Source organism: Noviherbaspirillum autotrophicum, assembly GCF_000818395.1.
Classification (GTDB): Bacteria; Pseudomonadota; Gammaproteobacteria; order Burkholderiales; family Burkholderiaceae_D; genus Noviherbaspirillum; species Noviherbaspirillum autotrophicum.
The window spans coordinates 1977578-1997296 of the sequence record NZ_JWJG01000028.1; the positions used below are offsets into that span (position 1 = coordinate 1977578).

Genomic DNA, 19719 nt, shown 5'->3' on the forward strand with positions numbered 1-19719 from the left:
GGGCCGGCGCAATGCCGACGGCGTATGCCGTTCGCGCAGTAGCGGAATGCGCCGCAGCGGCCCGAACCATCAAGTGACTTTTTCAAAGAAGGCCCCGACATGACTTTGCATCAGCGACTTATTTTCCCGTTTCTGCTCGCGCTGCTGTTTCTGGCCGGGTGTGCGGGGCAGGCGCCGACACTCACCAACTTCGCGATCAACATGGACCGGAAGAAGGCCAATCTGGAGCGCCATGAAATCGATCTGCCGGATGGGCTGCATTACGCTTATCTGGCGGGTGGAAAAGGCGAGGTGCTGATGCTGCTGCACGGATTTGGCGGCAACAAGGACAATTTCACGCGCGTGGCCGGCGGCCTGACCAAGGACTACCGCGTCATCATCCCGGATCATGTCGGCTTCGGCGAATCGACCCACCTGCCGGACGGCGATTACACGCCGGCCGCCCAGGCCAAGCGCCTGCATGCGTTTGCGCAAGCGCTCAATATCAAGGATGTCCATCTCGGCGGTAATTCGATGGGCGGGCAAATCGCGATGGCTTACGCGGAACTGTACCGCGACGAGGTCAAGAGCCTGTGGCTGCTCGATCCTTCCGGTATCTGGGAGGCGCCCAAGAGCGAATTTGCGGAAATTTACCTGAAGACCGGGAAAAATCCGCTGATCGTCCGGAACGAGGACGAGTTTGCGAATGTCGTCAAGTTTGTGATGAGCGATCCGCCGTTTGCGCCGCGGCCCGTCCTCAACACCATGGCACAGGAACGCATCAAAAATGCCGACCTCGAGGAAAAGATCTTCCAGCAGATCGTCAACGATCCTTCCATGGAAACGCGCATCAAGGATTTGCCGATTCCGACGCTGATTGTCTGGGGCACCGAAGACCGCGTCATTCACCCGGGGACTGCCGACATCCTGCACAAGCTGCTGCCGAACTCGAAAGTGATCATGCTGGAGGATACCGGCCATATGCCGATGCTCGAACAGCCGGGGACGACGGCATGGGACTATGTACGCTTCCGCAAGAACTACGTCGCCAAGCTACCGGCGCCCAGCCCGCAGGCGGCCAAGTAGCACGGACCTGACGCCTCGCGCAGCCCGGCGCGCAACGGTTTTCCCAGCGCCCGCCGGGGCTGCAGCCATGAAGAGCCTATTCTGATGGGGCAACGGGCTCTTGACTTATAATGCGTCGTCGCGTCCGGTCAGGAGATGCTCCTGACGCGACGCTCCGAGAAAATCCATCATGGCCCGCCCCGCTTACTTTCCCGATAATTTCACACTTGCGCTGGCCGCTACGGTCGCCCTTGCCAGCTTTTTTCCCTGTTCCGGAGCGATCGCAGACGTGTTCAATGCGATCACTTACGCGGCGATCGCCTTGCTGTTCTTCCTGCACGGCGCCAAGCTCTCGCGCGAGGCCGTCATTGCCGGTGCCATGCACTGGCGCCTGCATCTGGTTGTCCTGGCGAGCACCTTCGTGATGTTTCCGCTGCTGGGCGCGCTGATGAAGCCGCTGGCGCTGCAACTCATTACGCCCGACCTGTACCTCGGCATTCTGTTCCTGTGCGTGCTGCCGTCGACGGTGCAGTCCTCGATCGCGCTGACGGCGATGGCCAAGGGTAACGTGCCGGCAGCGGTATGCAGTGCGTCGGCATCCAATCTGCTCGGCATTTTCATCACGCCGCTGCTGGTCAGCCTGATATTTGCGGGTAGCAGTGCCAGCCATGCATCGTTGGACGCGGTGCTGTCGATCGTGCTGCAGCTATTGCTGCCGTTCGTCGCCGGCCAGATGGCGCGAAAGCGCATCGGGAAATGGGTCGACCGGCACAAGGCCGGCCTGCGGCTGGTCGATCAGGGTTCGATCCTGCTGGTGGTATACACCGCGTTCAGCGCAGCTGTGAACCAAGGACTGTGGCATCAACTGCCGCCGGCCGCGCTGGCCGGTCTGGTGCTGGTGAATGTCGTGTTGCTGGCCGTCGCGCTGATGCTGTCACGTTTTTGCAGCCGCCGCCTGGGTTTCAACCGGGCGGATGAGATCGCCATCGTTTTTTGCGGCTCGAAAAAGAGCCTCGCGACGGGCGTGCCGATGGCCAAGGTCCTGTTCGCCGGCCATGCGGTCGGCATGATTGTGCTGCCGCTCATGCTGTTCCATCAGATTCAGCTGATGGTCGGTTCAATACTGGCGCAGCGCTATGCCCGTCTGAACGGCTAAGGGTCTTCCACGCGGGCGCGGGAGGCGAGCCGCTTCAGTGGCGCTGAATCGGAATGTCGAGGGCGCGCCGCAGCGCGGCGATCTGGTTCCGGCTCTCGGTTGCGCCGTCATGCTGCTGGCGTTCGCTTTCCCGTCGCGCCTGTTGTTCGGCCATTTCCTTTTCATGCATGGCTTGTGCCAGGATCTCCTGGTACCGAAGATGGCTGTTGCGCGCTTCCGCGCGGATCAGTTCGACTTCCTTCGCCTTTGCCTCGTCCTGCCGAACATGGGGCCGGTTGGTCAGTGAAATCAGTCGCAGTTGCGCAGCTTGTGCCACCGATCTCGCTTTCTCGATTTCCACTTCCCATTGGGCCTGCGCAAGGTCAAGCTTGTGATCCAAATAGAGCTGCAAGCCGTATCGCCCGCCAAGGAGCAGCAGCACGCCCAGCAGGATGGCCGCTTTCCAGAATGATTGGTCGCTTGCATAAAACTCGTTTCGCATTTTTCATCTCCACTCTCACGCTATTGTTCTCAATGCGAGTCTTTTCTGTCGCCAAGACAGACGTCTAAGCTCGCGCTGGCTGAGAATATGGAGAGAATATCCATATTGCACGAAACGGCATTGATGACGTGCAATCACTTCGGCGGGCTTAAGGCCTTAGTTTTATATTGCAAAAAACATAATTCAAGTAAGCCGGCCCTTGCTGCCAAGAAGTTGGCTCCGCATGTCAGCATCAAGGCCGGAAGCAGGCGGCCTTGAATCCGATTTAGTGCAATACAGAAAGAATTGCCGTAGATAAGCTACTGCGGCGCTTGCCCCGGGTTTTGCTGTGGCGACTGGCCGGGCTGCGTGCCGCCAGAAACGTTCGATCCGGACGTGCTGCCCTGTGTCCCGGTGGTATTGCTGGACGAACTTCCGCTGGATGCGCTGGGTTGTGGCGACGCCGAGGTGCCGGAAGTATCCGGCGTGCTGCCGGATGTTGGCGCTGCTCCAGCCTGTCCCGATTGGGTGGATTGGCTGGGTTGGCTGGATTGCCCCGACTGACCGGAGGCGGTGCTGCCTGAGGCGCTGGCGCCGGAGGAGGTTTGGGTCAGGGATTGCCGCTTCGCTTGGGCGATGGCGAGGTCGCGCGAGGCTTTGGCGACATCTTCGCAAGCTTTCTTCGCATCGCCCACCTGATCGTTGCATTGGGCCTTGGCGAGCTTGTACTGGGCATCGGCTTTTGCCTCCTCCAGGTCGAGACGATTCTTTGGGGTATCGCGTGCGTTTACCTTGGCTTGCGCTTCCGATACCTTTTTTTGCCCATCGACTTGGGCCTTGCAGATATCCTTCGCATTGCCCTTCATGTTGTCGCAGTTATCCTTGCCCCCCTGCTGCTGTTGAGCGCCGGATTGATTCTGGGATTGCTGCGACGAAGAACTGGAAGAGGATTGGGCGTGCACGCTTGCCGAAAAAGATAGGGCAAGCGCGGCAGCGATAACGGTCAAGTTTGCTTTCATGGCTGATCTCCTTGTGTTGAGGTGGTCAGCCAGTTGTCAGCAAACTCTATGCCATTCCGTTTAAGAAGTGATGAGGGGAATGATGCATCAACCGCGAAGAGCCTGACGCGCATGGATACGCTTCAGGCTCTTGGCGATGAGTGTTGTGGCAGCGCAGTGGATGCGCGGCCGAACGTGCTTAATCCGCGCCCAGGTAGACGTAGCGGAAAACGAAGATCGCGGCAATGATCCATACGATGGCCGGGACTTCCTTGGCGCGGCCGGTAAACAGCTTCAGGCCCGCATACGAGATGAAACCGAAGGCCACGCCGTTGGCGATCGAGTAGGTGAACGGCATCATCAGAGCGGTGACCACCGCCGGCACGCTTTCGGTGGTGTCGTCCCAGGCGATATCGACCAGCTCGCGCAGCATCAGGCAGGACACGAACAACAGCGCAGGCGCGGTCGCGTACGCCGGCACGGCACCAGCCAGCGGCGCGATGAACAGGCAGGCCAGGAACAGCACGGCAACGGTCACCGCCGTCAGGCCGGTACGGCCGCCGGCCTGCACGCCGGCGGCGCTTTCGATATACGCGGTGGTGCTGGAAGTGCCGAGGAAGGAGCCGGCGACAATCGCGCTGCTGTCGGCCAGGAGCGCCTTGTTCAGGCGGTCCATCTTGCCTTCCTTGAGCAGTCCGGCGCGGTTGGCCACGCCCATCAGGGTACCGGTGGCGTCGAACAGTTCGACCAGGAAGAACACCAGCACGACGTTCAGGATGCCGACCGACAGCGCGGCGGAAATGTCGAGCTTGAACAGGGTCGGCGCAATCGACGGCGGCATGGACACGACGCCGCCGAACTGGTTACCGCCAAAGAAAAAGCTGAGGATGGTGACGGCCACGATGCCGATCAGGATCGCGCCTTTCACCTTCAGGCGGTCGAGCGAGACGATCAGGAAAAAGCCGACGATGGCGAGGATCGCCGGCGCCTTGTGCAGGTCGCCCAGCGTGATGTAGGTGGCCGGATGCGAAGTGATGATGCCGGCGTTCTTGAGCGAGATGATCGCGAGGAACAGGCCGATGCCCGCGGTGATCGCGGTGCGCACCGAATGCGGAATGCCGCGGATGATCATTTCGCGGATGCGCACCAGGCTGACGATCACGAACAGGATGCCGGAAATGCAGACCGCGCCCAGCGCTGCTTCCCAGGAAAAGCCCATGCCCTTGACGACGCCGTAGGCGAAGTAGGCGTTCAAGCCCATGCCCGGCGCCATCGCGATCGGGTAATTCGCGTACAAGCCCATCACCAGCGTGCCGATCGCTGCGGCGATGCAGGTGGCAACGAATACCGCATCCTTGGGCATGCCGGCGTCGCCGAGGATGGACGGGTTGACAAAGACGATATAGGCCATGGTCAGGAAGGTGGTCAGACCGGCCAGCACTTCGGTGCGCACGTCGGTGTTCTGTTCCCTTAGCTTGAAGAGCCGTTCCATCAAACTCATTTTTTTCTCCAGGTTGCGTTAGACCAAGAATTAGTCAGGCCGGTATTTTGCCGCAAGACATCATTGCGTGATCGAAAGACGGTAAAAATTTCGTCAAATATGAAACAGGGGACAGGAAAAACGCGCAGTGGATCCCGGCGCGCTCCGTTCTTGCTGTTGCCGGCCGCAAGTGAAATGGCATTATGAATTCCTCATTGGAAATGACGCCACATGGCAAAGCAGCCGCGTGGACAAAGGGGAAGATGCATGGTACTGTATGAATGAACAGTATGTGGATTTGATGGTCAAATTTCTTTTGATTGATTTGATCGTTGCAAGGTTTTCACGATGTTTTTCCTGCGTTTTTTACAAGTAACGCCGTTATTACTGCTTGTTGGTCGTCTGTGCTGTATCAGGTCATCGCAAAGCCTCGATTCACTCAGTAAAGGAGATCAAGCATGGTAAAGACAGGTGCCTGGGTGGGAGCGGAGCGCTGGTCGAACCGGCATGCGCATCCTAATCAGTGGTCCAGGCCGATTCGCGGCCAGGTTCTCGATTTCTGCGATGTACGCGCTTGGGCCAATTCGATCCATTTCCCGGAAGACGTGCCGAACGTCGGCGACGTGATGGGGATGGCATTGAAGCTGAAGGCGGAAGGCAAGCTCGACGGCTTGACGCCGGTGTGCTGGGATTTCATTACGCACCGGCGGGTGCTGTGGGAAAAGACTGCGGCGCTGCGTCCGTATGAAGACGACGTTTTACTGTGGAAGGCAGCGCGCGCCATGCGGCTCGACCAGATCGAGCATCCGCGCCGGCGCAAGCCGCGCGACATCCGGGAATTCTTGCCGGAGCAGCAACGGCATCTGGTACTCGCCTGAGCGGCAAGCCGGACGGGAACCTGTATTGGCTCCGCGCGGCAATCGCTGTGTTCACGCAATGGCGGCGCTTTTGCCTGCCAGCGCTTGCGCGACGATGCCCAGGGTTTCCTCGATCAGTGAAATAAAGCTTGTCAGCTGCTGGCCGGTTGCACCGTCGCGGGCGAGCGCAGCTTCCAGTTCGGTGGCGGCTGCGGCTAATTCCGTAGCCCCGACATTGGAAGCCATGCCGCGCACGCTGTGCGCAATCGATGCCGCCGCTGCTTGGTCGCCGGCATCGACCGCTGTCTTGAAGCGGGCCAGCGCATCCTGCAGCGTCGGCGTCAGCATGTCCAGTACCTGGTAATACAGCGTCACGTCGCCGGCCAGGCGATCGAGCGTATCGGCGGTGTCGAAGCCGGGTATCTCGATGGCAGGCAGGTCCGGCGCCGGTTCGTCGGCCGCATGCGCGAAATGGGGCACCGCTGATCCCCGTGGCAGCCAGCGCGCCAGCGTCTGGTAAAACAGCGCCGGATTGATCGGCTTGGTGATGTGGTCTTGCATGCCGCTCCTGACGCAGGCTGCGCGCTCCTCCTCGGTGGCGTGGGCGGTCATGGCGATGATCGGCAGCGTCGCAAAGCGCGGGTCCATGCGGATGCTGCGCGTGGCGTCGTGCCCGCCCATTTCCGGCATCTGGATATCCATCAGCACCAGGTCGTACTCGCGCGGGCCTGCGGTCAGCAGTCGTTCCAGGGCGATGCGTCCATTGGCCGCGAGATCAACTTGCAGACCGGCTGCAGCCAGCATTTCTAGCGCGACCTGCTGGTTGACGTCGTTGTCCTCGACCAGCAGGATCTTGCGTCCGTCGAAACGCGGCACGCCCTGTCGCGGTGACGCGGCCCGCACGCCGGTGTCGCGCGCCAGCACGTTGACCAGCGTATCGTGCAGCATCGACTGGTCGAGCGGCTTGAATAGCACGGCCGCCAATGGCGCGGTCTCGGCCTGCCTGATCACTTCCTCACGACCGAATGCGGTCACCAGAATCACTTTGGGCGTGTGCAGCAGGCCGGCTGCGGCGATCGCACTCGCCAGTTCCAGCCCGTTCATGCGCGGCATGCCGAGGTCGGCCAGCACCACGTCGTAAGGCATGGTGGCGTCGGCGCGGCGAATCGCAGCCAGCGCTTCGGCGGCACCGGACTCGGCGTCGGCCGTCAGGCGCAGGCCGGCGATCATCTGCACCAGGATTTCGCGTGCTGCCGGATTGTCGTCGACCACCAGCACGCGGCAGCCGAGCAGGCGTTCCGGCAGGTACGGCAGCATGGCCTGCAGCGCGGCGCCCAGACCAAAGCGCAGCGCGAAGCTGAAAGTGGAGCCGGCGCCGGCCTTGCTGTACAGCGTTAACGTGCCACCCATCATTTCGATCAGGCGCTTGGAAATCGCCAGCCCGAGCCCGGTCCCGCCGTACTTGCGGGTCGTGGAATCGTCCGCTTGGGGAAAGGCCTGGAACAGCCGGCTCTGCTGCTCCGGCGTCATGCCGATGCCGGTGTCGCGCACGTCGAAGCGCAGCTCGACGTCCTTGTGCGACACGCGCTCGACGCGGCAATGCAGCCTCACATCGCCTTGCGGCGTGAACTTGATGGCGTTGCTCATCAGGTTGATCAGCACCTGGCCCAGCCGCAGCGGGTCGCCAACCAAATGTACCGGCACATCGTCGGCCACGTCGAACAGGTAGTGTAAGCCCTTTTCGTGAGCCTTCTGGCTGGTCACGGAATTGACGTTGCCCAGCACTTCATTGAGCGAAAACTCGGTTTGCTCGATATCGAGCTTGCCGGCCTCGATCTTGGAAAAGTCGAGGATGTCGTTGATGATGCCGAGCAGGGAAATCGCGGCGCGGTGGATCTTTTCCACGTAGTCGCGCTGCTTGCCGGTCAGCTCGGTGCGCAGCGCCAGATAGGCCATGCCGATGACCGCATTCATCGGGGTACGGATTTCATGGCTCATGTTGGCCAGGAATGCCGACTTCATGCGCGAGGCTTCCTCCGCTACTTCCTTGGCCGCCTGCAGTGCCTGTTCATGCTCGCGCAGCTCGGCGTTGGTGCGCGACAGTTCCGCTGTGCGCTCCTCGACACGCTGTTCCAGCATGCGTTCGGAACGTTTCAGACTGTCCACCAGCTGCTGCTGCGCCGCTTCCTTTTCGGCCCGGATCAGGTTGAAGCGGTCGGCCAGCGCCAGCGAGAACAGCAGCATCTCCAGCGCCGAGCCGAGCTGCATGCCGTTGGTGGTGAAAAAATTGGTGGGAACCAGGCCGAAGCTGCGCAGTGCCGTCAGCAGCGCCGTCAGCACCAGCGCGCCGAACGCCAGCAGGAAAACGCGCGCGCTGCGCTGGCCGCGCCGTAGGCACACGATTGCCACGAGCGCCGAAAACAGCATGTTGAGCGCATCGATGGCGATGCCGACCTTGACCATCGGAGAGAACGGCAGCCAGATGAAGCCGATCATCTGCAGCACGTTGGCCGCCATGAAGGCGAGCATGACGCGGTCAAGTGCCGGCACGGTAGCCTGGGTCGCCATCAGGTGGCGCTGAAACAGCAGCAGCGCCAGCCCGTTGGAGGCAAAGCCGATCATGCTGGAGATGTTGGCCCAGTGCGGCGACTGCGGCCAGAGGAACTGAAAGCCAATGCCGCTATAGGACAGCAGGCTCAGCGCGCTGGTCGCCGTAAACATCACGTAGTAGAAATAGGAGCGGTCGCGCAGCGAGACGAACAGCAGCAGGTTGTACAGGCCGAGGGCCAGCCACATGCCGAAGTAGAGCGCCTGACCGATGTACTGGCGCAGGCTTTCGGTCTCGAAAGCCTGCGGCTCCCACAGCGTGGCTGGAACGTCGAGCGAACTGTCGGATGCCACGCGCAGGTAGACGGTGGTATCCGAGTGCGCCGCCAGCTGCAGCGGAAAAACGAAATAGCGGTGCGCCAGCGGGCGCTGCGCGAACGGGTAGGCGTCGCCCGCCGTCATCTTGCTGTATCCGCCTTGTTGCGGCACGTACAGAGCGATGTTGTCGAGCTGCGGAAACGCGATTTCGATCCGGCGCTCGATATCGGCCGCGCTACTGTTGCGCAAGGTGACGCGCAGCCAGACGGCGGAAGAGCTCATGCCGAAATTGATGGAGTCGGCTTCCCTGTCCAGCAGCTGCCTGGCCGGGGCGACGAAGCGGGCGGCATTGTGCGGTTGCACGATGTCCTCGATGCTCCACGCACGCGGAACGTGCTGCAGCGCGTCCCAGTATGGCGTCAGGTTAAGCGGCGCCGTATTGCTTGCTTCGACGACGCCGGCATGTGCGGCTGCATTAAATAAAAGCCATGCCACTACCGGCAGGAAGCAAAAGCGGAAGAATCGGAAGAGCACAGCCATCGGGTCAAAGCGTACTGTCAGAAGTTTCAAATATGAAACACATCGTAACTGATCGTAACAGATTCATTCCCTGCCGCGATCAATGCCGAACGAGACAACAGGGAAACAAATTTTCCATTCATTGACAGAAATCAAATATTATCCCTGCAAATAATTGCCAATAGTCAACAATAAGTGACAAATCAGCGGCGTAGTCGCAGTGGCCTAGTGGCCTGCGCAACAGCTGGTCAAGGGAGGGGGAAATGGGTGTCAGTCTGGAATACGAGGCGGTCGTCATCGGTAGCGGCTTCGGCGGTGCGGTGATGGGGGCGCGCCTGTCGAAGAAATGGCCGGGCAGGGTCGCTCTGCTCGAACGCGGCAAGGCCTATGCGCTCGGAGCCTTTCCGCGCAGCCCACACGACATGGCCGACAACGTCTGGTGCCCTGACGGCGACCGGATGCGGCGTCCGCGCGCCGTGCAGCGGCGCAAGGAAAGGCGCGGCCATCTGGATGGCCTGTTCGACATCCGCCATTTCGACCGGATCGATACCGTTACCTCTGCCGCCCTGGGCGGCGGTTCGCAGATTTATGCCAATGTGTTCCTGCGCCCGCCGGCTGCGGTGTTCGAGCAAAACTGGCCCTGCAATGTCAGCCGCGACGCGCTCGCGCCATATTACGACGTGGCGCAGCAGGTGCTCGGCGCGCGTCCCGTGCCACCGGCGGAAGGTCCGCACGACCGGCGCTACATCCGGCGCACCGGGCATTTCCAGGCTTTTGCGCGCGCCGAGCGGCTGCCGACGGCGCTGGCCGACATCTGCGTCTTCTTCGGCAATGGCTACAGTGACGGCAGCGGGCCGCCCACGCCGCTGGGCGTGCAGGAAACGAACCGCTACGGCGCGCTGCAGACCTCGTGCACGTACTGCGGGGAGTGCGACATTGGCTGCAACGTGCAGGCGAAGAATTCGCTCGACCGCAATTACCTGCATGCGGCGCAGGCGCGCTACCGGCTTGCCATTCGCACCGGATCGGAAGCGGTGCGCATTGTGCCGCTCGACGCGCAGCTGCAGGACGATCCGGACGGCGACGGCCGTCACGGCTACCGGGTGGTATATCGCGATGTACAAAGCGGCGTCGAGCATGGCGTCACCGCGCGCCGCGTGGTGCTGGCCGCCGGTACGCTGGGCAGTACAGAACTGCTGTTGCGCTGCCGCGACGTGCATGCCACGCTGCCGCGCATTTCGGCCTGTCTGGGTCAGCGTTTTTCCGGCAATGGCGATTTCCTTGCGTTTGCGCTGGACGGCAAGCGCGAGATCGATTCCACCTACGGCCCGGTGATCACCCAGTACGCCGACCATCGCCTGTTCGACCGGCTCGACCGCAGCCAGGCCTTCCTGCTGCAGGATGCCAGCTACCCGACCCAGGCCGGGTGGGCGGTGGCGGCGGTTGGCCCAATCATGCATCCGCTCGCAAAGCTGTGGCAGGTGCTCCGGTATGCATTCGACCGCGCTTATCCCGGGCGCAAGCGCAACAGCGCCGGCTATCTGATGCAGAAACTGTTTTCGCATGACGTGTCGCGCTACAGCGCCGTATTGCTGTGCATGGGGCTCGACACGGCCGACGGCACGCTGCGCCTGAACCGGCACGGCTATCTCGACATCGACTGGCCGCAGGACAGCAATCGTCCGCTGTACAACGCGATCGTCCGGCTCGGCAAGCGCTTCACGCGCTTCATCGGCGGCCGGCGCTATCTGCCGATGCCGAACTGGCTATGGCCGATCAATAACAATGTGACGGTCCATCCGCTCGGCGGCTGCGCGCTGGCGGATTCGCCGCAGCTGGGCGTGGTGAGCGCGCGCGACGGCAGCCGCGGCCAGGTGTTCGGTTACCAGGGGCTGTATGTGGCGGATGGCTCGCTGATGCCGACCGCGCTCGGCGCCAACCCGGCAGCAACCATCACTGCGCTGTCGGAATGGATCGCCCACGAGATGACGGGAAATGTGCCGGACGCCGATCTGTGACGGCCTTCCATCCCGGGAAAACGGATTTTCACCAGAGAAGGCTGCTCGATGCCAAACAACCTGCACAGCGTAACAATCGCATTTTCCGAAGTCATGAAGGGCTACGTCAGCGCCGAAGCCACGACGTTTGCGCACGGTTATGCCGATGGCGAGGCAGCCGGCCACAGCATGTCCCTGCATGTCACCGTCAGCATCGGCGACCTGGCATCGTTCCTTCAGCAGCCCGACCATGCCGGCGCCTTGTCCGGTTACATCGACTGTCCGCTGCTGGGCGGGCGCTGCCCGGTACGCGCGGGCACATTCCGACTGCTGGCCGATAGCGCCGACCTCAACCGCAAGGTGATGTATTACCAAGCGTATTGCGAGACGCCGCAGGGCGAGCCGTTCACGTTCATCGGCGAAAAACAGGTGCAGCACAACGCGCCGCTCGACCTGTGGCGCGATACCACGACCTTGTTCGTCAACGTGTTCCGCGGCCATGCCGACCCCGCCCGGCCCGCCCAGGCGACGCACTGGGCTTGCGGCATTCTCAGCCTCGGCCTGACGGATTTCATGCGCGTGTTGCGCGGAATGCGTGCGACCGCTGCCGACGGCGGCGTCAGCCTGGAGGGACTGGCGGCGTTCGGCGCCTTCTTCGCCGGCAAGCTGTGGGACGTGTACGGCCCCGCGCTGCCTCCGCCGCTTCATCAGCCGGTGCCGCATTTTGCGCGCTTTACCAGCGAAGGCGTCGCCGACGCCGCCATCACCGTGCATCCGTTTTCCACCGCCGACGGCCTGGGACTGACGCTCACGAACTACCGGCGCGCCACCTGCGACGACGTGGTCCTCGTCGTGCACGGGCTGACAACGTCGTCGGACATGTTCATCATGCCCGAGCATCGGAACCTGGTGCAGACCCTGCTCGACGATGGCTTTGGCGACGTCTGGATGCTCGATCACCGTGGCAGCAACCGGTTTCCCTACAACCTGTCGCGCAGCAGGTACAACCTGGACGACATCGCATTGTTCGACCACCCGGCGGCGGTCGCCGAACTGCGCCGACACATCGGACCGCATCGCCGCATCCATGTCATCGCGCACTGCGTCGGCGCGTTGACGATGGCGATGAGCCTGTTCGGCAAGGCGGTGCAGGGCATCCGCAGCGTGATCCTCAACAGCGTGGCGCTTACTCCCCACGTGCCGGCATGGTCGAAGGTGAAGCTGGCGGTGGGACCGTGGGCCTCCGATTACCTGCTCGGCATCGAATACTACAATCCGCGCTGGCGGCGCCAGCGCGGCTGGTCGGTCGGCACGCTGCTGGCGGCGGGCGCCGACCTGCTGCACCGGGAATGCACGTCGCCCGAATGCCACATGCTGAGCTTCATGTGGGGAAGCGGCGATCCCGCGCTGTTCAACCACGAGAACATGGCGCCGGAAACGCACGACCGGCTGGGCGATCTGTTCGGCGGCATATCGGTGCACTACTACCGGCATGTCAACAAGATGGTCAGGAGCGGCAACACCGCGGTCAAGTTCGAGCCGGGCAATCCGCGCTACGCGGCGCTGCCGGACAATTACATGGAGTGCGCGGCCGACATTCCTACCCCGACGCTGCTGATCCAGGGGCAGGACAACCGCGTATTCGCCGATTCCATCATCCAGTGCCACGCGCGGCTGGAAAAGATCGTGCCGGGGCGGCACCGGCTGCATGTGTTTCCCGGCTACGGTCACCAGGATATCTTCATGGGCAAGGATGTCGCGGCCGATATCTTCCCGCGCCTGCTGGCGTTCCTGCGGGAGCACGCGCGTGACTGACGCCGCACCTGGCCTGGTGCTGTGGCCGGCCGGCACCGCGCAGCGCAACCGGCTGTGCGTGCTGATCTCCGACATCCATTGCACCGATTGCACGGTGGGCAATCAGACCGCGTCGGAGGCCGACTGGCAGCTTTTTTTCGAACAGATGGCCTTTGCCGTCTGCAATCCTGGCGACATGACCGTCACGCCGGCGGTGCAGCAGGTCGAGGAGCTGATCCTCATCCTCAACGGCGACATCGTCGACCTGGTCCGCAGCAGCAAATGGGCGCAAGCCGGCGTCTATCCGTGGCACCGGGATGATCCGCGCTTCGAGCAGGTGCTGGTGGAAATCATGCGCGACATCGTCGCGATCCATGCGAAGGAAAGGCCGGACGACAGCGAGCAGCCGTATTCCGGGTTTTTCTACTGGATGCGGAAAAGCGTAGGCCGGCTGCGCGAGCGGGGGATCGCCACGACGATCGTCCCCATCGTCGGCAACCATGACAAGGAATTGCAGGTTTCTCCGGCGGCGCGCCAGGTGTTCTACGAGGAGTGCCTCGGCCTCACCGCGCTCGACATTTCCGACAGCTACCGCGCCTGGGTCGCCGCGCAGCTCGGCACCTCCCGTGACGAGTTGTATCCCTGCCTGCCGTTCTATTTCGCCGACACCGGCCTGCGGCTGCTGGCCACGCACGGGCAGTGGCGCGACCAGGATAATGCGCGCGCAACATCGCACTGGAATGCGCGGTGCGGCTGGCTGCCGCAGCAGTGGCGCAAGGAGCGCTACCGGGCGTTCAGCGATCCGTGCTTTGGCGATACGGTGGCCGCCGGCATGCTGTCGCACTTCATCTGGAGCACCGAGGCCGCCATCGATCGGGCGCTGCCGGGCGCCAAGCGCCTGTGCAACCTGCTCGACGAAATGGACTTGTACCGCCCGTCGGTGGCGGCTGTGGTACGCCTGCTGCGTGAATCGCGACGTCAGGCGCGCCGGCTGCCACAAGCGCGCGATTTGCATGAAACAGTACTGTGCTGCTTTCGCGCCAGCCTGCGCGCCTGGCTGGCGCATACGGCGACCTGGGACAGCGCCTGGGGCACCACGAAAATCGGACTGATCGGATTGAGTTGCCTGTCGCGCCTGCGTTGGTACTGGCTCGACATGCTGCTCATGCGCCTGATGGCCAAGGCGCAGGAGCCGGAAGCAAGCATCGCGACCCGATCCCTGCTGGCGCTGCCGGCCTTCCAGCCCGCCTATCGCGCACTCGGCTTGCGCCTGCATGTGGAGGGGCATACCCACGTGGCATTGGAAGCCGATGTGCAATTCCCGCAGCCACGCCAGGGGCGCAACAACTATACCTACGTCAATTTGGGCGCCTGGCGCGATACGATCCTGCCCAAGCGCAATCGCGGCTACCGGCGCCGCGGTGTTGGCCGGGCATTGTTCATTTTCGACCTGGCACGTCTGGCGCAGCGCGCCCCGGCCGATTCCTACCGCTTCTACGTGCGCGACATGACTGGCTGGGGCGACCGGCTGGATAGCTGGTGATCGTCGTTGCCGGACAAGGCGCAAATGCCATGAATATGGGATTGCTGAGTAGCAAGTCTTGCAACATAGTCGCATAGGCCGGCAATCGGCCATTCCCGCTCGCGTCACCGGCAGCCTGGGCACTGCCGCCGCATCCTGCAGCCTTACTTGCGGCGCCGGCGATGACGTCCCGGACCGAAGAACGATGTCCGCACCAACCGAATACGTATGAAGCCGAGCAGCACGCTATTTCGCAAGCATCTGATCAACTTTGTCGCCCTGGCCGGCCTGCTGCTGCTGGCCTGCGGGGCGGCCGTCCTCTATCTTTCCTGGCAGGATAGCCGCGACGCCTTCCTCAACCTGCAGCGCGAGCGCGCCGAGGCGGCTGCGGACGGCATTGCGCAGCGTCTGTCGGGGCTCGTGCACCAGATCGGCGCCAGTGCGCCGCTGCAGCCGGGGCAAGACGCTATTGCGCATCGCACGCATGAAATCACCGTGTTGCGCCAGTTGCCGGGGATTTCCGACATCCTGTTGCTTGACCACGAAGGCCGCGAACTGCTGCGCATGCCGCGCGCCGGTTCGCAGGCGGACGGCAGCAAGACCGATTATTCGCTCAGTGCCGCATTCCAGGCGGCGCGCTCGGGTCAGCCGTATATCAGCCCGGTCTATTCAGGCGGCGACCACGAGCCCCACATCACGATCGCCATGGCGGCCGGACCGGAGGCTGGTGTCACCGTGGCCGAGATCGATCTGCGCTTCCTGCTGGACGGGCTGAGCCGGATTGCCGCCAGCGGGCCTGTCTACGTGGCCGATGCGCACGGACAAGCGATTGCGCTGGCCGATCCCGAGTTGAAGCTGCAGAAAGCCGGCCTGGCATACCCGATGGCCGACATGGACGCGCAGGCGATGGTGGCGCCATTGGGCTGGAAAGTATCGATCGAGGCGGCACCGTTGTCCACGCTGGCTACGCTTGGCGTCGCGCTGCTGCTGGCCGGGCTGATGATGGCGGCGACGGCCGGACTGATGATGGCGAACCGCATGAAACGGCAAGTCGCCGTATTGCGGGCAAAACATGAGCAACTGGAACGGCGGGCGGCCCACTTCGAGCATGCCGCGCAGGATGCGCAGCAGGAAAAGCAGGCGGCAGAACTCGCGCACACGCACCTGCGGGACATGATCGATGCCTTGCCGCTGGCGGTGTACCAGTACCGCGAGGCGGCCAACGGCGAATCCGGCTTCACCTTCGTCAGCAAGAATGCGCGCGGCGTGCTGGGGGTGGAGGCGGCAGCGATCATGGCCGACAAGCAGGCGCGCTGGCGCACCACGCTTCCTGAGGACCGGGTCGTGATCGAGCCGGTCCTGCAGCAAGCGTTGGCTGCACGCCAGCCGGTGGATTCGCATCAGCGCGTGCAGGTGGGCGGCGCCACGCGCTGGGTCCGATCCTGCACGGCCATGCCGCGCCAGGTCGACCGCGGCTGGATCTGGAACGGTTGCTGGCTGGACGAGACAACGGCGCGCAGGCGGGAAGAGGACATGCAAAAGGGCCGGGAAGAGGCGGAAAACCTGGCGCGCGCCAGGTCTGCCTTTCTGTGCAATATCAGCCAGGAAATCCGCGCGCCGCTCAATTCCATCATCGGCTTGAGCCAGCTCGCGCTCAACGTCGACCTAACGGCGCCGCAGCGCGACTGCATCGGCAAGATCCACCAGGCCGGCACCGACCTGTCCGCCGCCATCAACGACATCCTGGACTTTGCCAGGATCGACGCCGGCAAGCTCGTGCTCGCCTCCGCCGATTTCCGGCTCGACCATGTTATCGACAATGTTGCTGCCGCATTCGGCCGGGCGGCCGCCGGCAAGGGACTGGCACTGACCTTCAGCGTGCCGCGCAGCCTGCCACGCGCGCTGCGCGGCGATCCCCTGCGCCTGGAGCAGATTCTCGCCAACCTCGCGGGCAACGCCATCAAGTTCACCGAGCGCGGCGAAGTGGCGGTGCGCGTCGAGCGCGTGTACAGCACCGACACCCATGTCATGCTGCGGTTCGTGGTGCGCGACACCGGTATCGGCATGTCAGACCGGCAGCGCGAGCGCTTGTTCGAGATGCCGCCGCGCGAGGGCCGCGCAGGTGCGAACGGTAGCATCGGGCTCGGTCTGATCATTTGCCGGCGCCTGGTCGACATGATGGGCGGCGCCATCGCCGTCGAAAGCCGGCCCGGCGCCGGCAGCACGTTCTGCTTTACGGCCAGGTTCGGGCTCGGCACGGCCGAAGCGCAGCCGGACGACGGCATCGACGGCATGCGCGTGCTGCTGGTGGAAGACAATGCGCTCAACCAGCAAGTCGTGGCCGAGCTGCTGGAGGGGGCGGGCGCGCAGGTGAACGTGGCTGGCAACGGACGCATCGCGCTTGAAAAACTGAAGTCGGACGCGCCATTCGACGTCGTGCTGATGGACTTGCAAATGCCGGAGATGGACGGCTTCGAGGCGACTGCCACGCTGCGTTCCGACCCTGCCTTGGCCGAACTGCCGGTGCTGGCCCTGACCGCCCACGGCACGCAACAGGACCGGGCACGCTGCATCGCCGCCGGCATGAACGACCACCTGACCAAGCCGGTCGTCCCTCACGTGCTGATCGATGCGCTCAAGCGCTGGGGCTGGCGCGCGCGCCAGGACAGGCAGGGCGCGGCCGCCGCAGGAAGACCCCAGCCGGAACATGCCTTCTGGCATACACCGCCGCGCGTGGCCGCAATGAAGGGCGGGACGCCGGCAGATGGCCGGGCCGCCGGGCGGATTTCGAAAGAGACCTTTCAGCAGCTGGTCGGCTACCTGTCGAGCGGCGACCGCGTTGCCCTGGACTGTTTTGCCGCGCACCGCGACGAGCTGGCCTGCGCGCTCGGCCGCAAGGTGGAGCAACTGGAGCAGGCGATCGGCGCGAGCGACTTCGAAACAGCCCTCGGCCTGCTGGACAATGTGATGACGCGGCTCGATTTCGGGTTCGGGCGCTAAGCCCTCCGCGCCCTGCCACGCGCCGCCTGGCCGCTTGTTGATAACAAGTCAACGCCGGCGCCCCTCAAGACTCCTTCAACTGCTGCCGTAAACGAGGTGACGGGAGCGCTCGGCGCATGCGCGCAGCGCCCCGGCCCGCCGCATGAGCAAGCAGAGGAGGACAGCATGAGCACCATCGTCACATTCAGCAGCGCGCACGTACTGACCTCCGAATTCTTCATGACGCGCCGCCCGGTGCTCGACAGCCGCCAGCATCTGGCGGCGCATGAATTGCTGTTTTGCCAGGCAGGCGCGGAGGGGGGCACAGCCGCTGTCATCGCCGACGTCATGCAGCATGGCGTAACGCGCATCCTCGGCGACATGCCCGCCTACCTGCAGGCCGACGCGGCCTTACTGGAAAGCGACCTGATGCAGGCCATCCCGCCGCAGCACGTGGTGCCGGCCATTCCGGCGTCGACTCCAGTGACGCCGCATCTGGTATCGCGCATCGGGCAACTGGCGCAGGAAGGCTTCGTGTTTGCGCTCGATGCCGCCAGCGATGCGCAGGCGGTGCGCCAGTGGCTGCCGCTGGTTGCCACGGTCAGGATCGATATCGCAGCGGTCGCGCCGGAACGGCTTGCGATCCTGTGCCGGGATTTCAAGGCACAGGGCAAGCAGTTGCTGGCGCAGGGCGTCGACACGTTCGCGCAATTCGAGGTGTGCAGCGCGCTCGGCTTCGACTACTTCGAAGGCTATTACTTCATCAAGCGTCAGGCCCAGAGCGGCAAAAAGCTCAATCCCACGCAACAGGCGATTACCGAACTGATTGCGCTGATCGACTCCGATGCCGCCGATGCCGAGATCGAACGCTGCATCAAGACTAATGTCGCGCTCGGCCTGAACCTGCTGCGGCTGGCCAACACGCCGGCCACCAGCTCGCACCGCATCGATTCGCTGCGCCAGGCGCTTGCCGTGGTCGGGCGCAATCAGTTGCGGCGCTGGCTGCAGATCATGCTGCATGAAGAGATGAGCATCGATGCCCACCGCATGATGCCCTTGCTGATGCAGGCAACGACGCGCGGCCGCTTGCTGGAGCTGGTGGCGCACAAGCTGGTGCCGGGCAATCGCGGCATCGGCGACACCGCTTTCATGGTCGGCATCATGTCGCTCATGGATACCGTGTTCGGCATGCCGATGCAAGAGATCCTGCAGCACATCCCGGTGGTCGACGAGGTGCGCGACGCGCTGTTGTCGCGGCAGGGCTATTTCGGCATGCTGCTGACGCTGGCGGAACATACCGAGCGGATCGACCGGGACTGCCAGCAGCTGCAGCAGCAGATGGCGGGCCTGAGGCTGTCGCATAACGACCTGTACCTGCTGCAACTGGCGGCGTTCGAGTGGAGTGATCAGGCGTCGCGCAACCTGCATTAGCAGGCTGTTGAAAAACTAGTGCGCGGTTCGCCACGGCGCTTGCCGGGCGCTTCTCCTATTTCCTGGAAATGAAGCGGTTGCCGTCGATGTAGAAGCGCAGATTTTTTTCCGCCCACTCCTGCGCGTAGGCCACGCCGATGCGTGGCCGTTCGACGATGGAAATGGGTGCTTCCAGCCCCGGGTCTTCGATGTGGAAATCCTCGCTCGTCAGGTCGTGTCCGTTCAGGCGGCGGTCGATGCCCATCGCGCCGCACAGCAGGCCGGGCCCCTTGGTGTTGCCGTCGAGATGAGCAACCGGTTCCAGCGCGCGCAGCAGGACCGCGGTGCCGTGGCCTTGCGGCTCGGTCACTACGTTCATGCAATGGTAGACGCCATAGATGAGGTACACGTAGGCATGGCCCGGCGGGCCGTACATCACGCTGGTGCGCGGCGTGATCCCTTTCGACGAATGCGATGCCAAATCGTGCGCGCCGACATAAGCCTCCACTTCGACGATTCTCCCGACGCGCGCCACGCCGCCGCCTACGCGCACCAGGTGCTTTCCCAATAAGTCGCGCGCGACCTCGACCGTGTCGCGCTCGTAAAATGAGCGAGGAAGTGTTGTGTTGTTCTTCATT

The 19719-nt window shown here is 63.3% G+C and carries 13 protein-coding genes; 8 read left to right on the forward strand and 5 right to left on the reverse strand.

Annotation, left to right across the window (positions count from 1 at the left end; genetic code table 11):
• Window positions 1–99: 99 nt before the first annotated feature.
• Both TSA66_RS10440 and TSA66_RS10445 read left to right on the forward strand, forming a co-directional pair.
• A complete protein-coding gene (locus TSA66_RS10440) occupies window positions 100–1065 on the forward strand; it encodes an alpha/beta fold hydrolase (protein ID WP_040039956.1) in 966 nt (321 codons plus the stop codon).
• Between the two features lie 169 nt (window positions 1066–1234).
• The gene (locus TSA66_RS10445; protein WP_040039957.1) at window positions 1235–2200 is read left to right on the forward strand and encodes a bile acid:sodium symporter family protein; all 966 of its coding nucleotides are present in this window, start codon (window positions 1235–1237) and stop codon (window positions 2198–2200) included.
• Window positions 2201–2234: 34 nt separating this feature from the next.
• Here the strand turns inward: TSA66_RS10445 and TSA66_RS10450 are convergent, their stop codons facing one another.
• The 3 genes from TSA66_RS10450 to TSA66_RS10460 form a co-directional block, all read right to left on the reverse strand.
• On the reverse strand, window positions 2235–2681 hold the full coding sequence (locus TSA66_RS10450; RefSeq protein ID WP_040039958.1) for a hypothetical protein: 447 nt from the start codon (window positions 2679–2681) through the stop codon (window positions 2235–2237).
• 299 nt (window positions 2682–2980) lie between these two features.
• A complete protein-coding gene (locus tag TSA66_RS10455; protein WP_040039959.1) occupies window positions 2981–3679 on the reverse strand; it encodes a hypothetical protein in 699 nt (232 codons plus the stop codon).
• A gap of 178 nt (window positions 3680–3857) precedes the next feature.
• Window positions 3858–5159 (reverse strand): NCS2 family permease, encoded by a 1302-nt coding sequence (locus TSA66_RS10460; RefSeq protein ID WP_040039960.1) that lies wholly within the window; start codon window positions 5157–5159, stop codon window positions 3858–3860.
• A gap of 437 nt (window positions 5160–5596) precedes the next feature.
• Between TSA66_RS10460 and TSA66_RS10465 the strand changes: the two genes are divergently transcribed.
• A complete protein-coding gene (locus TSA66_RS10465; protein ID WP_040039961.1) occupies window positions 5597–6016 on the forward strand; it encodes a hypothetical protein in 420 nt (139 codons plus the stop codon).
• Window positions 6017–6067: 51 nt separating this feature from the next.
• Here TSA66_RS10465 and TSA66_RS10470 read toward each other — a convergent pair whose 3' ends face one another.
• Complete coding sequence (locus TSA66_RS10470; protein ID WP_052452235.1) at window positions 6068–9400, reverse strand: hybrid sensor histidine kinase/response regulator; 3333 nt, start codon at window positions 9398–9400, stop codon at window positions 6068–6070.
• Between the two features lie 242 nt (window positions 9401–9642).
• Here TSA66_RS10470 and TSA66_RS10475 point away from each other — a divergent pair, with 242 nt between their 5' ends.
• The 5 genes from TSA66_RS10475 to TSA66_RS10495 all read left to right on the forward strand — a co-directional run bounded on the left by TSA66_RS10475 (window position 9643) and on the right by TSA66_RS10495 (window position 19102).
• Window positions 9643–11397 (forward strand): GMC family oxidoreductase N-terminal domain-containing protein, encoded by a 1755-nt coding sequence (locus tag TSA66_RS10475; protein WP_040039962.1) that lies wholly within the window; start codon window positions 9643–9645, stop codon window positions 11395–11397.
• Between the two features lie 48 nt (window positions 11398–11445).
• The gene (locus tag TSA66_RS10480; protein ID WP_040039963.1) at window positions 11446–13191 is read left to right on the forward strand and encodes an alpha/beta fold hydrolase; all 1746 of its coding nucleotides are present in this window, start codon (window positions 11446–11448) and stop codon (window positions 13189–13191) included.
• Window positions 13184–14713 carry a hypothetical protein gene (locus TSA66_RS10485; protein WP_040039964.1) on the forward strand — a complete coding sequence of 510 codons (1530 nt, stop codon included), beginning with the start codon at window positions 13184–13186 and terminating at the stop codon, window positions 14711–14713. Before TSA66_RS10480 ends, TSA66_RS10485 begins: the two co-directional genes overlap by 8 nt.
• Window positions 14714–14920: 207 nt before the next feature.
• The gene (locus TSA66_RS25515; protein ID WP_052452236.1) at window positions 14921–17692 is read left to right on the forward strand and encodes a hybrid sensor histidine kinase/response regulator; all 2772 of its coding nucleotides are present in this window, start codon (window positions 14921–14923) and stop codon (window positions 17690–17692) included.
• A 165-nt stretch (window positions 17693–17857) separates the two neighbouring features.
• Window positions 17858–19102 (forward strand): EAL and HDOD domain-containing protein, encoded by a 1245-nt coding sequence (locus TSA66_RS10495; protein ID WP_040039965.1) that lies wholly within the window; start codon window positions 17858–17860, stop codon window positions 19100–19102.
• 55 nt (window positions 19103–19157) lie between these two features.
• Here TSA66_RS10495 and TSA66_RS10500 read toward each other — a convergent pair whose 3' ends face one another.
• Entirely contained in the window at window positions 19158–19718 is a 561-nt protein-coding gene (locus tag TSA66_RS10500) for a DNA-3-methyladenine glycosylase (protein ID WP_040039966.1), read from the reverse strand.
• Window position 19719 lies beyond the last annotated feature (1 nt).

Coding starts and splice junctions, on each gene's coding strand:
- TSA66_RS10450 (WP_040039958.1), bottom strand. CDS start 2,681: ATGCGAAACGAGTTTTATGCAAGCGACCAATCATTCTGGAAAGCGGCC.
- TSA66_RS10475 (WP_040039962.1), top strand. CDS start 9,643: ATGGGTGTCAGTCTGGAATACGAGGCGGTCGTCATCGGTAGCGGCTTC.
- TSA66_RS10440 (WP_040039956.1), top strand. CDS start 100: ATGACTTTGCATCAGCGACTTATTTTCCCGTTTCTGCTCGCGCTGCTG.
- TSA66_RS10465 (WP_040039961.1), top strand. CDS start 5,597: ATGGTAAAGACAGGTGCCTGGGTGGGAGCGGAGCGCTGGTCGAACCGG.
- TSA66_RS10445 (WP_040039957.1), top strand. CDS start 1,235: ATGGCCCGCCCCGCTTACTTTCCCGATAATTTCACACTTGCGCTGGCC.
- TSA66_RS25515 (WP_052452236.1), top strand. CDS start 14,921: ATGAAGCCGAGCAGCACGCTATTTCGCAAGCATCTGATCAACTTTGTC.
- TSA66_RS10470 (WP_052452235.1), bottom strand. CDS start 9,400: ATGGCTGTGCTCTTCCGATTCTTCCGCTTTTGCTTCCTGCCGGTAGTG.
- TSA66_RS10480 (WP_040039963.1), top strand. CDS start 11,446: ATGCCAAACAACCTGCACAGCGTAACAATCGCATTTTCCGAAGTCATG.
- TSA66_RS10500 (WP_040039966.1), bottom strand. CDS start 19,718: ATGAAGAACAACACAACACTTCCTCGCTCATTTTACGAGCGCGACACG.
- TSA66_RS10455 (WP_040039959.1), bottom strand. CDS start 3,679: ATGAAAGCAAACTTGACCGTTATCGCTGCCGCGCTTGCCCTATCTTTT.
- TSA66_RS10495 (WP_040039965.1), top strand. CDS start 17,858: ATGAGCACCATCGTCACATTCAGCAGCGCGCACGTACTGACCTCCGAA.
- TSA66_RS10460 (WP_040039960.1), bottom strand. CDS start 5,159: ATGAGTTTGATGGAACGGCTCTTCAAGCTAAGGGAACAGAACACCGAC.